Source organism: Micromonospora sp. A3M-1-15, from assembly GCF_024213425.1.
GTDB classification, from domain to species: domain Bacteria; phylum Actinomycetota; class Actinomycetes; order Mycobacteriales; family Micromonosporaceae; genus Micromonospora; species Micromonospora chersina.
Genome location: NZ_JANAVK010000009.1, coordinates 21496 through 40423, shown reverse-complemented (window position 1 = coordinate 40423; position 18928 = coordinate 21496). Strand labels below are relative to the sequence as shown.

The 18928-nt window shown below is 76.8% G+C and carries 6 protein-coding genes; all 6 read left to right on the top strand.

All coding sequences use genetic code 11. The features are described from left to right. The first annotated feature begins 56 nt into the window (after positions 1 to 56). Genes NLX85_RS31795 through NLX85_RS31770 form a run of 6 tightly spaced genes read left to right on the top strand, consistent with a single transcriptional unit; the run spans position 57 to position 18927 of the window. Positions 57 to 3512: an AMP-binding protein gene (locus NLX85_RS31795; protein WP_254341461.1), complete on the top strand. Its 3456-nt coding sequence runs from the start codon at positions 57 to 59 to the stop codon at positions 3510 to 3512. Further along, entirely contained in the window at positions 3509 to 6643 is a 3135-nt protein-coding gene (locus tag NLX85_RS31790) for a thioesterase domain-containing protein (protein ID WP_254341460.1), read from the top strand. The genes NLX85_RS31795 and NLX85_RS31790 overlap by 4 nt, the downstream gene beginning before the upstream one ends. Then, on the top strand, positions 6640 to 8943 hold the full coding sequence (locus NLX85_RS31785) for a lantibiotic dehydratase (protein ID WP_254341459.1): 2304 nt from the start codon (positions 6640 to 6642) through the stop codon (positions 8941 to 8943). Before NLX85_RS31790 ends, NLX85_RS31785 begins: the two co-directional genes overlap by 4 nt. After that, positions 8940 to 12440 (top strand): amino acid adenylation domain-containing protein, encoded by a 3501-nt coding sequence (locus NLX85_RS31780; protein ID WP_254341458.1) that lies wholly within the window; start codon positions 8940 to 8942, stop codon positions 12438 to 12440. The genes NLX85_RS31785 and NLX85_RS31780 overlap by 4 nt, the downstream gene beginning before the upstream one ends. 47 nt (positions 12441 to 12487) lie before the next feature. Next, a complete protein-coding gene (locus NLX85_RS31775; protein ID WP_254341457.1) occupies positions 12488 to 17947 on the top strand; it encodes a type I polyketide synthase in 5460 nt (1819 codons plus the stop codon). Positions 17948 to 17973: 26 nt separating this feature from the next. After that, positions 17974 to 18927 (top strand): TauD/TfdA family dioxygenase, encoded by a 954-nt coding sequence (locus NLX85_RS31770; RefSeq protein ID WP_254341454.1) that lies wholly within the window; start codon positions 17974 to 17976, stop codon positions 18925 to 18927. Position 18928 lies beyond the last annotated feature (1 nt).

Below are 18928 nucleotides of genomic sequence, written 5' to 3'. Positions count from 1 at the left end.
ACGCTGCGCGCCTGCCGTCCACGGGGAAACATCAGCCCGCTGACATGGCACAGCCGATGATCATCAATCGTTTCGGCGAGGTCGCGGCGCATCACGGTGAACGTCCGGCACTGTTCGGCGAGACCCACGAGGTCGGTTACGCCGAGTTGGCCGGGGCGGCCGGGGGGCACGCGGCCGCGCTCGCCGCCGCCGGCGTGCGACCCGGAGACCGCGTCGCCCTGCTCACCGCGCACGGCGCACCCACCGTCGCGGCGCTGCTCGGCGCCCTCGCCGCCGGGTGCGCGTACGTGCCGCTGGACCCGGGCTTCCCGGTCGACCGGCTGCGCCACATGCTGGCCGCCGCCGGGGTGACCGCCGTCGCCTGCGCCGCCGAGCACCGCGAGCTGGCCCGGGCACTCGCCGACGGGCGGACCGTGGTGCCGCTCGACCGGGTGCCGCCCGCCCCGCTGCGGCCCGTCCCGGTCGACCCCGACGCGCTGGCGTACGTGCTGTTCACCTCGGGCTCCACCGGCATGCCCAAGGCGGTCGGGCAGACCCACCGCAACCTGGCCCACGTCGTCGACAACCAGATCGACGCGCTGGCGATCGGCCCGGCCGACCGGCTCAGCCTGCTCGCCTCGTTCAGCTTCGACGCCGCCATCCCCGACCTCTACCCGGCGCTGCTCACCGGCGCCGCCGTGGTCCCGGTCGACCTGCGCCGGCAGGGGCTCGCCCACGCCGTCGAGCAGCTCGACCGGCACCGGGCCACCGTGCTGCACTGCACGCCCACCGTCTACCGCCACCTGCTGGACACCCTCGGCGAACGACGGCTCGACGCGGTCCGGGCGGTGCTGCTCGGCGGCGAGCAGGCCACCTACGCCGACGCGGCCTGCGGCCGGGACCGGTTCGCCCCGGACTGCGTGCTGGTCAACGGCTACGGCGCCACCGAGATGACCTTCGTGGCCCGGCACGCGCTGCCGCTGTCCACGGTGGACCCGGCCGCCGCCGGCCCGCTGCCGATCGGCACCGCGTTCCCCGGCTACCGGGTCGACCTCGCCCCGGACACCGGCGAGCTGGTCGTCCGCAGCCGGCACCTCGCCCCCGGCTACCTCAACCAGGACAGCGACCGGTTCACCGTGGACGCCGACGGGGTGCGGACGTACCGCACCGGCGACCTCGGCCGGCGGCTGCCCGGCGGCGAGCTGGTCTGCCTCGGCCGGCTCGACCGGCAGGTCAAGGTGCGCGGGCACCGGGTCGAGCTGACCGAGATCGAGGCCGTGCTCGCGGCCCAGCCCGGCGTGGCCGGCGTGCGCGCCATCGCCCGCGACGGCGAGCTGCTGGCGTACGCCCGACCGGCCGGCGACCGGCCCGACCCGGCCGCGCTGCGCGCCGCGCTCGCCGCCGCGCTGCCCGGGTACGCGCTGCCCCGCGCGGTCGTGGTGCTCGACGAGTTCCCGCTCACCGTCACCGGCAAGGTCGACGAGCGGGCGCTGCCCGACCCAGCGGCCGGGGCGCCGGCCGGGGAGGCGCCCGCCACCGACACCGAGCGGGCCGTGCACGACATCTGGTGCGCCGTGCTCGGCCGCTCGACGGTCGGCCGCGCCGACAGCTTCTTCGACGCCGGCGGGCAGTCCCTGCTGCTGGGCCAGGTGCAGCAGCGGCTCGCCGAGCGGTTCGGCGTACGCCTGCCCCTGCTGCGCCTCTTCGACCACCCCACGCTGGCCGCCCAGGCGGCGCTGCTCGACGCCCCGCCCGACGCGGTCCGCGCACCGGTGCTGCCCGCGCCTGCCGCGCCGGCCGCCGCGGCCCGCGAGTACACCGGCGACGAGATCGCCGTGGTGGGCCTCGCCGGCCGCTTCCCCGGCGCGCCGGACATGGCCACCTTCTGGTGGAACCTGTGCACCGGCGTGGACTCCATCCACGAGCACACCGACGAGGAGCTGGCCGCCCTCGGCGTCGGGCCGGGGCTGCGCGCGGACCCCCGGCACGTGCGGGCCGTCGGCCGGCTCGACGGGGTGGCCGACTTCGACGCCGGCTTCTTCTCGTTCGGCGCCGACGAGGCCGCCCGGACCGACCCGCAGCACCGGCTCTTCCTGGAGACCGCCTGGGAGGCCCTGGAGGACGCCGGGCACGACCCGGACCGCTTCCCCGGCCTGGTCGGCGTCTACTCGGCCACCTCCGCCAACCGGTACTTCCTGTTCCACCTCATGGACAACCCGGCCGTGGTCGGCGACGTCGACCCGGACGACTGGGAGGCCCGGCTGATCGGCCGGCAGTTCACCGACCACCTGCCCGGTCAGGTCGCCTACCGGCTCGGGCTCACCGGGCCGGCCCTGGCCGTGCAGTCCGCCTGCTCCAGCTCGCTGGTCGCGGTCTGCCTCGCCGCGCAGAGCCTCGCCGACTACCAGTGCGACCTCGCGCTGGCCGGCGGAGTGACCGTCACCTGGCCCCGGCACCGGCACACCCCCGGCGGGCTGGCCTCCCCGGACGGCCGGTGCCGCGCCTTCGACGAGGGCGCCAACGGCTCCGGCTTCGGCTCCGGCGTCGGGGTGGTCGCGCTGCGCCGGCTCGCCGACGCGCAGGCCGACGGTGACCGGATCTACGCCGTCCTGCCCGGCTGGGCGGTCACCAACGACGGCGCCGACCGGGCCGGCTTCGCCGTGCCCGGGCCGGCCGGCCAGGCCGCCGCCGTGGCCAGCGCGCTGGCCAACGCCGAGATCGCCCCCGGCGAGGTCGGCCTGGTCGAGGGGCACGGCAGCGGCACGCCGCTCGGCGACGCCATCGAGGTCGCCGCGCTGCAGGAGGTGTACGCCGGCGCCGCCCCCGCCGAGACCTGCGCGCTCGGCTCGGTCAAGACCAACATCGGTCACCTCGACGCCGCCGCCGGGATCGCCGGGCTGATCAAGGCGGTGCTCGCCGTGCGGCACGGGGTGATCCCGCCGAACCTGCACTTCACCCGCCCGCACCCGGAGATCGACCTGGCCGCCGGCCCGTTCTACGTGCCCACCAAGGCGCGGGACTGGCCCGAGGGGCCGCGCCGGGTGGCCGGGGTCAGCGCCTTCGGCCTCGGCGGCACCAACGCGCACGTCGTGGTGGAGCAGCCGCCGCCGGCCGACCCGGCCGACCCGCCCGGCGACGGGCCGTGGCTGCTGCCGGTGTCGGCGCGTACCCCGGCGGCGCTGCGGGCCGCGCTGGCCCGGCTGCGGGCCCACCTCGGCGGCGACGCGCCGGCGCTGCCCGAGGTGGCCGCCACCCTGGCGCTCGGCCGGCGGGCCTTCGCCCACCGGGCAGCGGTGGTCGCCGCCGACCTGCCCGGCGCGCTGGCCGGCCTGGACGCGCTGCTCGACACCGACGCCCGGGTCGCGGGCGACGGTGGCCCGCTGCGCGAGCTGGCGGCCGACTGGGTCGCCGGGCGGGACGTCGACTGGGACGCCCTGCACCCCGAGGGCACGGTCCGGCGCACCGGCCTGCCCACCTACCCGTTCCAGCGCCAGCGGTACTGGATCGACCCCGTGCAGAAAGGTCCGCGGTGAACTGGTTCGTCTCCGCCGGAAGCCGACCCCAGGCTCCGGTGCGGTTGTTCTGCCTGCCCTACGCCGGCGCCGGCGCGAGCGCGTTCCGGCGCTGGCAGGAGGGGATCGGCCCGTACGTCGAGGTGCTCCCGGTGCAGCTGCCCGGCCGGGAGAACCGGATCAACGAGGATCCGCGCTTCGACGTCGCCGAGGTGGCCGAGGCGATCGCCGCCCGGGCCGACCGCCCGTACGCCCTCTACGGCCACTCGATGGGCGGCCGGCTCGGGTTCGAGGTGGTCCGCGAGCTGCGCCGGACCGGCCGCCCGCTGCCGCTGCGGCTCTACGTCGGCGGCGCCCGCGCCCCGCACGTCACCGCGCCCGGCCTGTTCGACGGGCTGTCCCGCGCCGACGACGAGGAGCTGCTGCGCCGCCTCGCCGACGGCGGCGGCCTCCCCGCCGAGCTGTTCGCGCACCCGGAGCTGGTGGAGCTGCTGCTGCCGCTGCTGCGGGCCGACTTCGGCCGGGTGGACGGCTACCGGTACGTGCCCGGCGAGCCGCTGCCGGTGCCGATCGTCGCGTTCAGCGGCCGGGACGACCGGGCGGTCACCCGCGAGCAGAACGCCGCCTGGGCCGAACACACCGCCGCCGGGTTCACCCTGCACGAGCTGGCCGGCGGCCACTTCTTCCTGCACGACCAGCTGCCCGAGCTGCTGGCCCTCGTCCGCGCCGACCTGACCGGGGCGCTCGGCGCGGAAAGCGCCGGCGCCGAGACCCCCGGCGTCGGCGGCCCGGTCGCGCACAGTCTCCCGGTGCGCGCCGCCGGTCGCGGGACCGCCGGCGGCGCGCACCGGGTGCCGCTCGGCGACACCGCCTGGTCGGTGTGGCGCGACGCCATCCTGCGGACCACCGGTTTCCCGGCCGACGGCCTGGACCTGTTCACCGCGCCCCGGGCCGCCGCGGCGGCCGACGAGCTGCTCGCCACCGGCGCCGGCGAGGACCGGTACGACAAGGAGTTCGACGAGGCGGTCCGCGGCGCCGCCGAGCGGATCAGCGAGCTGGCCGCCGACCCGCTGCTGCGCGAGGCGGTCACCTGGCAGAACCGGGGCGCCCTGGTCGCGTTCGACGGGCTGGCCCGCGGCGGCGCCGACGCGGCCCGCAACGTGCGGCGGCGGGACCGGGAGCGGGCGCTGCTCAAGTACTGGCAGCGCTACTGCGGCAAGAACGAGACGGTCGGCTTCTTCGGCCCGAGCTGCTGGGTGACCGTCGACCCCGACCAACCGGAGACCGTCCGGATCCGGCCCGGCGCGCGGCTCACCCGCCGGCGCTGGGTCTGGTTCGAGTCCTGGGCGCTCTCGGCGTACGCCCAGCGGATCGGCGCCGACCTGGCCGTCCGCCGGTGGTGGCCGCCGGTGCTGCGCCCGCACCTCGCGGTCCGGGACCGGACCGTGCTGCGCCCCGGCCGGCCCCCGCTCGCGCTGAACCCGGTGGAGGCGGCGCTGCTCGCCGCCGCCGACGGCCGCCGCTGCGCCGCCGACCTGGTGGCCGACCCGGCCATCGGACTGCGCCGTCCCGAGGACGGGTACGCCCTGCTCGACCGGCTGGTGGAGCGGGAACTGATCAGCTGGGACGCCGCGCTGCCGGTCAGCCCCGACGCCGAGGCGGTGCTGGCCGACCGGATCGAGGGGATCGGCGACGAGGCCGCCCGGAGCGCCGCCCGGGCCGGGTTCGACCGGCTGCGTGCCGCCCGCGACGCGGTGGCCGAGTCGGCCGGCGATCCGGTGCGGCTGCGAGCCGCCCTGGACACCCTCGACGCCACCTTCACCGAGCTGACCGGCGTCCCCGCCGTGCGCCGCGCCGGCCAGATGTACGCCGGCCGCACCATCTGCTACGAGGACAGCGCCCGCGACCTGGACGTGGTCTTCGGCGCGCCGCTGCTGGCCGAGCTGGCCGCCCCGCTCGACGTGCTGCTGCGTGCCGCCCGGTGGCTGGGCAACGCCCTGGCCGAGGCGTACGACGAGGTGTTCCGCGGGCTCTACGAGGAGCTGCGCGCCGAGGCCGGCACCGGCCCGGTGGCCCTGGCGGACCTGTGGTTCCTGGCCCAGGGCCTGTTCTGGGGCGGGGGCGAGCGGCCGGTCGACGCGGTCGCCGCCGACTTCGCCGCCCGCTGGGCCGGGCTGTTCGGGCTGGACGCGCTGCCGCCCGGCACCACCGACGTGCGGCTGGGGGCGGCCGACCTGGCCGACCGGGTCGACGCGGCCTTCCCCGGCGCCCGGCCGACCTGGTCCAACGCCGTCATGCACAGCCCCGACCTGCAGATCTGCGCCACCGACGCGGCGGCGCTGGCCCGGGGCGAGTACACCGTCGTGCTCGGCGAGCTGCACGCCGCCTGGTCCTCGTTCGACTGCGCGGTCTTCACCCCCTCCCACCCCGAGGTGGAGCGGCTGCGCGCCGCGCTGGCCGAGGACCTGGGCGAGCGGCGGGTCCGGCTGCTCTTCCCGGCCGACTGGCCGCGCCGGACCAGCCGTACCGCCGAGTCGCTGACCGGGCCCACCGACCGGCACCTGGCCTTCCAGGACGCGCCGGGCGCGGAGCCGGCCCGGGTGCTGCCCACCGTGGACCTCACCGTCACCGAGGTCGACGGGCGGCTCGTGGCCACCGCCTCCGACGGGCAGCGCTGGCCCCTCACCGAGGTCTTCGCGGAGCTGCTCAGCGCCCACGCGGTGGACGGCTTCAAGCTGGTCGCCGCCGCGCCGTACACGCCCCGGATCACCCTCGATCGGCTGGTGGTGGCGCGGCAGACCTGGCGGACCACGGTGGGGGAGAGCGGCCTGGCGACGGCCACCGGCGAGCGGCAGCGCTTCCTGGCCGTCCGCGACTGGCGGCGCCGGCTCGGCCTGCCCGAGCAGGTCTACGTGAAGCTCGGCACCGAGACCAAGCCCTGCTTCGTGGACCTGGCCAGCCCGGCCTTCGCCAACATGTTCTGCGCCATGGTCCGGGCCGCCCGGGTCGACGGCGGCGACGACGTCTCGCTCACCGTCAGCGAGATGCTGCCCACCACCGACCAGGCGTGGGTGCCCGACGGCGCGGGCCGCCGCTACTTCAGCGAGCTGCGCCTGCACCTCGTGGACACCCAGGGAACGGAGCACCGATGAGCCACCTGCTGCCACTCGGGGAGACCGGCTGGTCGGTCTGGCGGGACGTGGTGTTGCGCACCGCCGGGTTCCCGGCGGCGGGGCTCGACCGGTTCGCCGCGCCGGAGGCCGCCGCCGTCGCCGACGCGGCGCTGACCGGCGCGAGCGGCCCGGAACTGCTCGACAAGGTGCTGCGCGAGGCGTTCGCCGAGTCGTCCGCCGTGGTGAACGAGCTCGCCGCCGACCCGCTGCTGCGCGAGGCGGTCACCTGGCAGAACCCGGACATGCTCGTGGCGCTCGACGGCCTGCTGCGCACCGATCCCGAGGTGCGCAACGTACGCCGGCGCAAGCGCGAGCTGAGCCTGCTGCGCTACTGGCAGCGCTACTGCGGCAAGGCGGAGACCATCGGCTTCTTCGGGCCGGTCTGCTGGGGGACCTTCGATCCGGCGGAGCCGGGTGTCCGGTTGTCGCCCGGCCCGTCGCTGGTCCACCGGCGGCACGTGTTCTTCGAGGCGTGGGCGCTGATCGCGTACGCCGACCGGCTGGGTGACGACCTGGCGGTGCGCCGCTGGTGGGCGCCCGCGCTGCAACCGCACCTGACCGTCGAGGGGCGCCAGCTGCGCTGGCCGCTGCACCCGCCGATCGCACTGACCCCGACCGAGGCCCGGCTGCTCGCCGCCTGCGACGGGCGGACGCCCGCGATCGAGTTGGCGGAGCGGATGCACGCCGACGGTGAGGTGCACGGCGCCGACGACGTCTACCTGCTGCTCGACCGGTGGGTCGACCGCGGCCAGCTCATCTGGGGCGCCAACCTGCCGGTCAGCCCCGACGCCGAGCGGGTGCTCGTCGAGCGGATCGGGCTCATCGGTGACGAGGGCGTCCGGACCGAGGTCGCGGCCGGCTTCGACCGGCTCCGCGCGGCCCGGGACGCGGTGGCCGCCGCCGCCGGCGACCCCGACCGGCTCGGCGCCGCCCTGGCCGCCCTGAACACCGAGTTCACGGCGGTGACCGGCCGGCCGGCCACCCGCCAGAGCGGCCAGATGTACGTGGGCCGCACCGTCTGCTACGAGGAGACCGCCCGGGACCTGGAGTTCACGGTCGGCTCGGCCGTCCTGGACGCGCTGGCCGGCCCGCTGGCGCTGGTGCTGCAGACCGCCCGGTGGTTCACCGGGGAGGTCGCCGCCCGGTGCGCCGAGCTCTTCGCCGAGCTGCACGACGAGTTGGCCGCCGACGGCCCGGTGCGGCTGGCCGACCTCTGGTCGCTGGCCCAGGGGACCCTCGTCGCGCCGGACGGCCCCATCGGCCGGGCCGGCGCCGCCCTCACCGAGCGGTGGGCGGAGCTGTTCGGCCTGCGCGACCTGCCCGCCGACCAGGCGGAGCTGCTGCTGCGCGCCGAGGACCTGGCCGAGCGGGTGCGGCAGCTCTTCCCCGCCGAGCGCCCCGGCTGGCCGTCGGCCCGGCTGCACAACCCGGATGTCCAGCTCAGCGCGGCGTCGCCGGAGGCGATCCGGCGGGGCGATTTCCTGCTCGTGCTCGGCGAGCTGCACCCGGCCCACGTCGCCTACGACAGCGCCGTGTTCGGCCCGTTCCACCACGACCCGGCCGCGCTGCGGGCGGCCGGCGACGCCGACCTCGGCCCCGCCCGGCTGCGGCTGCTGTGGCCGGACAGCTACCCCCGCCGGACCACCCGCACCACGTACGGGCTGACCGGGCCCGCCGACCGCCAGCTCGGCATCGACAGCGCGCACGGCGCGGACCCGGACCAGCTGGTGCCGGCCACCGCGGTCACCGTGGAGGTCGCCGCCGGCCAGCTCGTCGCGGTCTTCCCCGACGGCGGGCGCTGGTCACTCATGGAGGTCTTCGCCAGCCTGCTCGACTCGCTGCTGATCGACGCCTTCAAGCTGCTCGACCCGGCCCCGCACACGCCCCGGATCACCATCGACCGGCTGGTGGTGGCCCGCCGCACCTGGCGGAGCACGGCCGGTGGGTGCGGCCTCGCCGGGCACACCGACGAGACGGCCCGCTACCTCGCCGTACGCCGCTGGCGGGCGGCCGCCGGGCTGCCCGAGCGGGTGTTCGTGAAGGTGGGCACCGAGATCAAGCCCTGCTACGTCGACCTGACCGGCCCGCTCTACGCGCAGTCGCTCTGCGCCATGGTGGACGCCGCCCACCGCACCAGCCCGGACGTCCCCATCGTGGTCTCCGAGCTGCTGCCCGCGCCCGACCGGTCCTGGGTCACCGACGCGCAGGGCCGCGGCTACGTCAGCGAACTGCGCCTCCAGATCACCGACCCGACCGAGCACCGGGGAGACCACGGGTGACCGACATCCTGACCGCCAGCGCCGCGTACGGGGCGGACCTGCCCTGGCCGGACGCGACCCTGGCCGACCTGATCGCCGCGCAGGCCGCCCGCACCCCCGATGCGGTGGCGGTACGCCAGTGGGACACCCGGCTGACCTACCGGCAGCTCGTCGACCGGGCCGCCGGGCTGGCCGCCGCGCTGCGCGAGCGCGGGACCGGCCCCGGCGACCGGGTCGGGGTCTGCGGGGCGCGCACCCCCGACCTGGTGGTCACCGTGCTCGGCGTGCTGCTGGCCGGGGCCGCGTACGTGCCGCTGGAGCCGGGCGGCCCCCGCGAGCGGCTGCGCGAGATCGCCCGCGACGCCGGGATCCGGGTGGTGGCCGGCGACGCCGCGGCGGCCGAGTTCGGCGACGAGCCGGGCGTCGAGACGGTCGGGCTGACCGGCCCGGCCCCCCTCGTCCCCTGCCCGGCCCGCCCGGGCGACCCGGCGTACGTGCTGTTCACCTCCGGCTCCACGGGCCGGCCCAAGGGGGTGCTCACCACCCACCGCAACGCCGTCGAGTTCGTCACCGGCGTCACCGCGCTGACCGGCGCCGACGCCTCGGTACGCAGCCTCGGCATCGCCTCGCTCGGCTTCGACGCGGCCACCATGGACCTGTTCGTGCCGCTGCTGCTGGGCGGCGCGGTGCAGCTGCTCGGCGCCGACGACCGGGCCGACCCGGTCCGGCTGGCCCGGTTCGTCGCCGCGCACGAGGTGACCTGGGGCTTCATCACCCCGACCGTGCTCGCCCTGCTCGACCCGGCGGAGCTGCCGTCCTGGCGGGTGCTGCTCTGCGGCGGCGAGGCGGTCCCCGCCGAGCTGGTCGCCCGCTGGGCCCCCGGCCGGCGCTTCCTCAACGGCTACGGCCCCACCGAGACCACCGTGCTGGCGGTCAGCGGCGACCTCACCGCCGCCGACACCGACCCGGTGCCGATCGGCCGTCCCCTGCCCAACCACCGCGCGTACGTGGTGGACGCCGAGCTGCGCCCGGTGCCGCCGGGGGAGACCGGTGAGCTGCTCGTCGGCGGCCCCGGGCTGGCCGACGGCTACCTCAACCGGCCCGGGCTGACCGCCGAACGGTTCGTCCCCGACCCGATCGGCGACCGCCCCGGCGAGCGGCTCTACCGCACCGGCGACCTGGTCCGCCAGGCGCCCGACGGCCGGATCGTCTACCTGGGCCGGGCCGACCGGCAGGTCAAGGTGCGCGGCCAGCGCATCGAGCTGGGCGAGGTCGAGGCCGTGCTGGCCGGCCATCCCGGCGTCGACCGGGTCGCCGTCGAGGCCGTGCCCGGGCCGGCCGGCACCGAGCTGGTCGCCTTCCTCACCCCCGCCGACGCGCCCGACGACGAGACGCTGCGGGCGTACGCCGGTCCCCGGCTGACCACCGCGATGCTGCCGGCCCGCACGATGCGGCTGGCCGCGCTGCCCGTCAGCCCGACCAGCGGCAAGCTGGACCGGCCGGCGCTGCGCGCCCTCGCCGCGCCCGCCCCGGAAGCGGCCGACGACGTCGACGGGGGCGACCCGGTCGAGGCCGCGGTCCGGCGGCTCTGGACCCGGCTGCTCGGCGCCGTTCCCGGCCCGGACAGCGACTTCCTGGCCGCCGGCGGCAACTCCATCGCCGCCATGCGGCTGGTCGCCGCGCTCCGCGCCGAGCTGGGCCGGCGGGTCGACACCCGGGTGCTGTTCACCGACCGCACGTTCGCCGCGCTTGTCGACCGGGTGCGGGCCGCCGCCCCCGCCGACGGCGACGGGCTGACCACCGGCAACCCGCCCACGCTCTCCCCGCCGCAGCGGCGGCTCTGGTTCATGGACCAGCTCGCCCCGTCCAGCGCGCCCTACAACATCGCCGTGGCGCACCGGCTCCACGGGCCGTTGGACACCGCCGCGCTCGGCGCCGCGCTGCGCGCCGTGGCCGAGCGGCACGACGTGCTGCGCTGGCGGATCCCGCAGACCGGCGGGGTGCCGTACGCGGTCCGCGAGGAACCGACCGACGTGGCCGTGCCGGTGGTCGACCTGACCGGCGCCGCCGACGCCGAGGCAGAGCTGGCCGGCATGCTCGCGGCCGGTTCGGGGCACTCCTTCGACCTGGCCACCGGGCCGCCGTGGCAGGTCACCGTCTACCGGCTGGCCGCCGACACCCACGTGCTCGCCGTCACCGTGCACCACGCGGTCTTCGACGGCTGGTCCGAGGCGCTGCTCTACGACGAGCTGTCCGGCGCGTACGCCCGGGCGCTCGCCGGGGCCCCGCCGGCCCGGCCGCCGCTCGCCGCGGGCTACGCCGACTACGCGGTCTGGCGGGCGGAGCGGGACCGCCGCCGGGGCGCGGCCGACCTGGCCTGGTGGACCGAGCACCTGGCCGGCGCGCCGACCGTGCTGGACCTGCCCCGGGACCGGCCCCGCCCGGCGGTGCAGACCTACGCCGGCGTCGAGGCCGCGGTGCGGCTCACCGAGGCGGCCGACCGGGCGGTGCGCGAGCTGGCCGCCCGGCGCGGCACCACCGCGGCGGCCGTGCTGCTGGCCGGCTTCGGCGAGCTGCTGCGCCGGCTCACCGGCGGCGACGACCACGTGCTCGGCGCGATCGTCGCCGACCGGCGGCTGGCCGCCTTCGACGACGTCATCGGCTTCTTCATCGACACCGTGCCGGTGCGGGTCCGCACCGGCGGGGCGACCTTCGCCGGGCTGGTCGACCGGTGCGCCGCCGAACTGCACGCGGTCACCGAGCACCCCGGCGCCCCGCTGGAACGGATCGTCGAGGCGCTCGGCGTCGGCCGGGACACCTCCCGCGCCCCGCTCGTGCAGGTGCTGTTCAACGTGCTCAACTTCGTCCCGCCCCGGCTCGCGCTGGCCGGCCTGGCCGTCGAGCCGGTGCCCGTGCCGAAGCCCGGCTCGCCCTTCGACATCACCGTCTACGTGGTGGAACGGGACGGCCGGGCCGGCGTCGAGGTGGTGCACAACCCGGACCTGTTCGACGCGGCCCGGATCGAGGCGCTCCTGGCCGACCTGGCCGCCCTGGTCGGCGCCCTCGCGGCCGACCCGGACGCGCCCGCCGAGCGGGTCGCGTCCGAGCTGCCCCGACCGGCGGTACGGGTCCCGGCGCTCGGCGCCATGACCGTGGCCGCCGCCGAGCCGGCGCGGGCCCCGCTGCCCAGCGGGCCGGACGCGCTCACCGCCACCGAGGAGCTGATCGCCGGCATCTGGCGGGAGGTGCTCGGCCGGGACCGGGTCGGTGTCGGCGACAACTTCTTCGACATCGGCGGCCACTCGATGGCGCTCGCCGCGGTGCACGCCCGGCTCACCGAGGCCACCGGCCGCTCCCTCACCATGCTCGACCTGTTCCGCCACCCGACCGTGCGGGCCCTCGCCGCCAGCCTCGACGGCGCCGCCGACCGGCCGGAACTCGCCCGCGCCGCGCTGCGCGCCGCCGCCCGGCGGGGCCGCGCCCGCCGTACCCCACCCCGACGACCGAACCAGCCATGACGCCGCAACCCCTCCCCGACGTACCGCGTGAGCTAAGGACAACCCCGATGCAGAACGACTTTCCCTCCACCGACGACGGCATCGAACCCATCGCGATCGTCGGGCTCGCCGCCCGCCTGCCCGGCGCGGCCGACGTCGACGAGTTCTGGCAGAACCTGATCGACGGCGTCGAGTCGGTCACCGAGCTGACCCGCGAGGAGCAGCTGGCCCGTGGCGCCACCCCCGAGGAGGTCGACGACCCCGGCTGGGTGAGCCGGGCCCCGCTGGTCGACGGCTACGACGAGTTCGACGCCGGCCTGTTCGGGATGACCGCCCGCGAGGCCGAGATCACCGACCCGCAGCACCGCCTCTTCCTGGAGAGCTGCTACACCGCGCTCCAGGACGCCGGCTACGACCCGGCCCGCTACGACGGCGCGGTCGGCGTCTACGCCGGCACCGGCGGCAACACCTACCTGCACCGCAACGTGCTGCGCAACAAGCGGGTCGGCGGCAGCCCGCACGGCGCGGTCTCCCTGGCCACCGGCAACTCGCCGAACTACGTGGCCACCAACGTCTCCTACCGGCTCGACCTGCGCGGCCCCAGCCTCACCGTGCACACCGCCTGCTCCACCTCGCTGGTGGCGTTCCACCTGGCCTGCGAGGCGCTGCGCAACGGCGAGTGCGACATGGCGCTGGCCGGCGGCGTGAACATCGAGCTGCCGCACGTCGGCTACCTCGGCATGGACGGCTTCACCTCGCCGGACGGCCGGTGCCGCCCGTTCGACGCCGGCGCCAACGGCACGGTCTGGGGCAGCGGCGTCGGGGTGACCCTGCTCAAGCGCCTCTCCGACGCGATCGCCGACGGCGACGCCATCCGCGCCGTGGTGCTCGGCAACGCCATCAACAACGACGGCGCCGGCAAGGTCGGCTTCACCGCCCCCAGCATCGACGGGCAGATGGAGGCGGTCGCCCAGGCGGTCGGCCTGGCCGGCATCGACCCGCGCACCATCAGCTACGTCGAGGCGCACGGCACCGGCACGGCGCTGGGCGACCCCATCGAGGTCGCCGCCCTCTCCGCCGTCTACACGAAGGACACCGACGACCGGGGCTGGTGCGGCATCGGCTCGGTGAAGTCCAACATCGGCCACCTCAGCCAGCCCTCCGGCATCGTCAGCGTGATCAAGACGGTGCTCGCCATGGAGCACGGCCTCATCCCGCCGACCATCAATTACGAGACCGCGAACCCGGCCATCGACTTCGCCGACACCCCGTTCTACGTGGCGAACACGCTGACCAAGTGGGACACCGACGGCGGGCCGCGGCGGGCCGGCGTCAGCTCGTTCGGCATCGGCGGCACCAACGCGCACGTGGTGCTGGAGGAGGGGCCGGCCGCGCACCGGACCGAGCGGCGGGTCCGCCCGGCGCACCTGCTCCAGGTCTCGGCGAAGACCCCGACCGCGCTGGACACGGCGGTCAAGCGCCTCGCCGACCACCTGGAGAGCGGCACCGCGGGTGGCCCGGAACTGCTCGCCGACGTGGCGCACACCCTGCGGGTCGGCCGCCAGCAGTACGCGCACCGCGCCGCCGTGGTCGCCGCCGACCTGCCGACGGCCGCGGCCGCCCTGCGCGACAGGCGCAAGGGGCACCGGGGCGCCCTCGACGGCCCCGCCCCGCGGGTGGCCTTCCTGTTCAGCGGCCAGGGCTCCCAGTACGCCGGCATGGGCGCCGAGCTGTACGCCGAGGACCCGGCCTTCGCGGCCACCGTGGACGAGTGCGCCGAACTGCTCCGCCCCGAGCTGGGCCTGGACATCCGCGACCTGATCCTCGGCCGCGACCCGGAGGCGGGGGAGAAGCTCACCCAGACCCGCTGGACCCAGCCCGCCCTGTTCACCGTCGAGTACGCCCTCGCCACCGCCTGGCAGCGCGCCGGGGTCGCCCCGGCCGCGATGCTCGGCCACTCCATCGGCGAGTACGTCGCCGCCACCGTGGCCGGCGTGCTCACGCTCCCCGACGCGCTGCGGGTGGTCGCCGCCCGGGGCCGGCTCATGCACTCGCTGCCGGCCGGCTCGATGCTCGCCGTGACGCTGGACGAGTCGGCGGTCGCCGACCGCCTGCCCGCCGGGCTCTCGGTGGCCACCGTCAACGGCCCGGGCACCTGCGTGGTGGCCGGCGAGACCGCGCTGGTCGAGGAGTTCGCCGCGAGCCTCGGCGGCAAGAACAAGTCCAAGCTGCTGCGCACCTCGCACGCCTTCCACTCGCCGATGATGGACCCGATCCTCGACGAGTTCACCGCGCTGATGGCGAGCGTGCCGCTGCGCCCGCCGGCCGTGCCGTTCCTGTCCAACGTGACCGGCACCTGGATCACCGAGGCGGAGGCCACCGACCCGGCGTACTGGGCGGCGCACCTGCGCCGGCCGGTCCGCTTCGGCGCCTGCGTGGCCACGCTGCTCGCCGAGGGCACCTGGGCGCTTGTCGAGTGCGGCCCGGGCCGCCAGCTCGCCAACCTGGCCCGAATGCAGGTCGCCAAGGCGTCCGAGGCGCAGCGGAAGCTGACCCCGCTGGGCAGCCTGCCCGGGCCGGGTGAACCGGTCGGCGACCTGGCCAGCCTGCTCGGCAGCGCCGGGGCGCTCTGGTGTGCCGGGGTGCCGGTCACCCTGGCCGTCGACCCCGACGCCCGGCGGGTGCCGCTGCCCACGTACCCCTTCGAGCGGCGCCGCTACTGGGTCGAGCCGGACCCGGTGGAGCAGGCGGCGGCGCCGGTCGAGACCGGGCCCCGGCCGCTGCCGGAGTGGTTCGCGGTGCCGGTGTGGCGGCAGGCCGCCCCGGCGCGGACCGTCGTCCCGCTGGGCCGGTGCCTGGTGCTGGCCGACGGCCCGCGCGGCGAGGCGCTCGTCGCCGCGCTGCGGGCCGCCGGCGACGACCCGGTCGAGGTACGCGCCGGCGACTCCTTCGCGGCCACCGGCGCCGGCTTCCGGCTGCGCCCCGGTGTCCGCGAGGACCACGAGGCGCTGGTCGCCGCGCTCGGCGCCGACCTGCCCCGCCGGATCGTGCACGCGTACGCCCTCGACGGGGAGCCGGCCGGCACGGACATCGCCGCGGCCTGGGCCGCCCAGGACCGGGGCTTCTTCAGCGCGCTGCACCTGGTGCAGGCGCTCGCCGGCGCCGGGCTGACCGCCGACGAGGAGGGCATCCGCCTCGACCTGGTCACCGCCGGCACCGGCGACGTCCGCGGCGACGACCTGGTCCGGCCGGAGCACGCCACCCTGGCCGGCCTGGCCCGGGTGCTCCCGGTCGAGCTGCCCGGGCTCACCGTCCGGCTGGTCGACGCGGACTCCGCGGCGCGCGGGGTCGCCGCGCTCGTGGCCGAGCTGCGCGCCCCGGTCGACCCGGAGCACCCGGAGGTGGCGCTGCGCCGCGACCGGCGCTGGGTGGCCGGCTACGAGCAGGTCACCGTCGACGCCGAGGGCGAGCCGGGGGTGCTGCGCGAGGCGGGCCGCTACCTGATCACCGGCGGTCTCGGTGGCATCGGCGTCACCCTGGCCGAGGACTTCGCCCGCCGGGCCCGCGCCAAGCTGGTCCTGCTGGCCCGCTCCGGCCTGCCCGAGCGGGACGGCTGGGACGAGCACCTGGCGGTGCACGGCGGCGCGGACCGGGCCGGCCGGGCCATCGCGGCGATCCGCCGGATGGAGGCGGCCGGCGCCGAGGTGCTGGTGCTCGCCGCCGACGTCACCGACCCGGACGACCTCCGCCGCGTACGCGAGGCGGCGATCTCCCGGTTCGGCGGGCTGGACGGCATCGTGCACGCCGCCGGCCTGCCCGGCGGCGGCATGGCGGAGATCAAGGAGCGGGCCGAGGCCGAGCGGGTGCTGGCCCCGAAGCTCGCCGGCACCCTCGCCCTGGCCCAGGTCTTCGGCGACCTGCCGCTGGACTTCGTGGCCCTCTGCTCCTCGATCACCGCGGTGATCGGCGGCTTCGGCCAGGTCGACTACTGCGCGGCCAACAGCTTCCTGGACGCCTGGGCGCGCTCCGGCGCCGGCTTCCGCGCACCCGTGGTGTCGCAGAACTGGGGCGGCTGGGCCGAGGTCGGCATGGCCGTGGAGACGAACGCGCCGGCCGCCTTCCGGGCCGCCGGGCGGGACACCGTCACCAGCCCGGTGGACCACCCGGTGCTCACCACCCGGGTGGCCGGCCCGGAGGGCACCGTGCTGCACGGCCTGGTCTCCGCCGCCACCCACTGGCTGCTCGACGAGCACCGGATCGGCGGGGTGCCCGTGGTGCCGGGCACCGCCCACCTGGAGTCGGTGCGGGCCGCGGTGACCGCCGCGCTGCCCGCACCCGGGCCGGACGCCGCCGTGGAACTGCGGGACGTCGTCTTCCTGGAGCCGTTCTCGGTGCCGGACGGCACGGTCGCCCAGTACCGGGTCGAGCTGACCCCGGCCGAGGACGGGGTGGACTTCACCGTGGCCAGCCTGGCCGCCGGCCAGCTCCGCACGCACGTGCGCGGCGCCGCCGGCTGGACCACCGAGCCCGCCCCGCCGGCCGGCACGCCCGCCGTCGCCGGGCGCCGGGTCGACGACGACGCCTCGTTCGGCCGGGGCCGCACCAGCATGCTCACCTTCGGGCCGCGCTGGGCCGCGCTGGCCGAGCACCACCTGGCCGAGGGGGAGGAGCTGGCCCGGGTCGAGGCGCCCGCCGCCGCGCTGGGCGACCTGCCCTCGTGGGGGCTGCACCCGGCGCTGCTGGACGTGGCCACCGCGTTCGGCCGCGGCCAGGGCTCCGGCACCTACCTGCCGCTGTCGTACGGCCGGATCGTGGTGCGGGGGTCGCTGCCGGCGACCTTCCACAGCCACCTGCGGCACCGGCCCAGCGCCACCGAGGAGGTCGTGGCGGCCGACCTGTCGCTGCGCGACACCGAGGGCCGGGAACTGGTCGCGATCAGCGACTTCGTGCTGCGCAAGGTGGACCAGGGCGCGGTCACCGGCGGCCTGGCCGACACCCCGGCCGCCGCCGAGGCCGCGCCGGCGCCGGTCACCGAGGACATCCGGCCGGTCGACGGGGCGGAGGCGTTCCGCCGCAGCCTCACCGCCGGCCTGGGCGCGCAGGTGGTCATCACCACCCGCACCGTCGCCGACATCCGGCGGCGCTCGGCCCGGGTGACCACGGACAGCCTCGAGGCGGAGACCGACGCCCCGGCCGCCGCGGCGACCGGCGGGGGCGGCGGCTCGGCCGCGCCCTCCACCGAGCTGGAGAAGACCATCGCCCAGGTGTGGCGGGACGGCCTCGGCGTGACCGAGGTCGGCGTGGACGACGACTTCTTCGCCCTCGGCGGCAACTCGCTGGTCGCGGTGCAGCTGATCGCCGCGATGCGCAAGGCCACCGGGGTGCGGCTGCCCATGCGCAGCCTCTTCGAGACCCCCACGGTCGCCGGGCTGGCCGCCCGGATCGAGGAGCTGCGCGCCGACCAGCCCACCGACGCACCGGCCGCGCCGGTGGCGATCCCGGCCATCCCGCGGCTGCCCCGCGCCTGACCACGAAGAACAGGAGACACCGCATCATGAGCGACACGATCGCCACGCTTCCGGTGGTCGTCGAGAACGACGGCCGGGCGCTCACCGACCTCATCGGGGCCCGGCGCGCCGAGCTGCGCGCCACCCTCGTCGAGCACGGCGGGCTGCTGTTCCGCGGCTTCGACGTCGGCGGGGTGGACGGCTTCGACGGGGTGGTCCGCGCCCTGTCCGGCGAACCGCTGACCTACACCGAGCGCTCCTCGCCCCGGCACTCCATCAAGGGCCGGGTGTACACCTCGACCGACTACCCGCCGGACGAGGAGATCTTCCTGCACAACGAGAACTCGTACCAGGCGCGCTGGCCGCTGACCCTGTTCTTCTACTGCATCACGGCGCCGGAGACCCGGGGCGCCACCCCGCTCGCCGACGTCCGCCGGGTGTACGAGCTGATCGACCCGGCGGTGCGCGAGGAGTTCGTCCGGCGGCGCTGGATGCTGGTCCGCAACTTCCACGGCGACTTCGGCACCCGCTGGCAGGAGGTGTTCAACACCGAGAACCGGGCCGAGGTCGAGGCGTACGCGGCGGCCAACGGGATCACCGTGGAGTGGGTCGGCAAGGACGGCCTGCGCACCCGGGCGGTGCGGGACGTGGTGCACCACCGGCCCGGCTCGGACACCCCGCGCTGGTTCAACCACGCCACCTTCTTCCACGTGAGCACCCTGCCGGCGGACTACCAGGAAGGGCTGCTGGCCATGTTCGGCGCCGACGGGCTGCCGTCGAACACCTACTACGGCGACGGCGGCGAGATCCCCGCCGACGTCATGGACCACCTGCGCGCCGCCTACCGGGCGGCCACGGTCCGCTTCGACTACCAGCGTGACGACGTGCTGGTGGTGGACAACATGACCGCCGCGCACGGCCGGGAGCCGTTCACCGGCCCCCGCAAGATCGCCGTGGCGATGGCCGAGCCGCACACCCCCGACACCCCTGGAGCGAACTGAC

What these genes read in the sequence shown, in the direction of transcription:
- NLX85_RS31795 (WP_254341461.1), top strand. Translation starts at nt 57, where the DNA reads ATGATCATCAATCGTTTCGGCGAGGTCGCGGCGCATCACGGTGAACGT.
- NLX85_RS31785 (WP_254341459.1), top strand. Translation starts at nt 6,640, where the DNA reads ATGAGCCACCTGCTGCCACTCGGGGAGACCGGCTGGTCGGTCTGGCGG.
- NLX85_RS31775 (WP_254341457.1), top strand. Translation starts at nt 12,488, where the DNA reads ATGCAGAACGACTTTCCCTCCACCGACGACGGCATCGAACCCATCGCG.
- NLX85_RS31770 (WP_254341454.1), top strand. Translation starts at nt 17,974, where the DNA reads ATGAGCGACACGATCGCCACGCTTCCGGTGGTCGTCGAGAACGACGGC.